This window comes from Bartonella sp. TT119HLJHH, from assembly GCF_042193385.1.
Lineage (GTDB): Bacteria > Pseudomonadota > Alphaproteobacteria > Rhizobiales > Rhizobiaceae > Bartonella.
In genome coordinates, this window is record NZ_JBHILS010000163.1 from 1 (window position 1) to 518 (window position 518).

Here is a 518-nt window from a genome sequence, read left to right on the forward strand (position 1 = left end):
ATTGTCTCTTGAAGACAAACTCACCGCACCTCTCAAACATCTTCAAAAAAAATTCGATACATTGTCAAAAACACTCTCACATAGTTTGGGTATTCCGCGCTTTTCTGCTGCTGTCAAAAACATGACAAAAAGCCTTCATGGTGTTCAAAGTGCTCTTGGAGTGGCGGCAAGCCGTGCTTCAGTCTTTACCGGTGTCTTAGGGCTTGCTGGTGGTGGTCTTGTGGCAAGTGTAGCCGCCCTCACCATGAAAACCATGCATCTGGGCGATAGTCTTTATCACGCATCACACCATTTAAATATGAGTGTTGCATCACTTCAATTATGGGGTGATGCAGCCGATAATTCAGGCACTTCTGCCGAACTTTTTCAACAATCCTTAGCGGTTTTAAATAGGCGTTCGGCACAAGCCTATGCCGGACAAAAAAGAGGCATGATGGGCTTTGAAGCGCTTGGCATTTCTGTCAAAAACACTTCTGGAAAACTCAAATCCACTTCTGTCTTGTTAGAAGAAATTACCG

At 44.4% G+C, this 518-nt stretch carries 1 pseudogene; it reads left to right on the forward strand.

What is annotated here, in order from left to right:
- Position 1 precedes the first annotated feature (1 nt).
- Positions 2-518 (forward strand): annotated as a pseudogene (locus ACFIJL_RS09950) (phage tail protein); the annotation flags it as partial.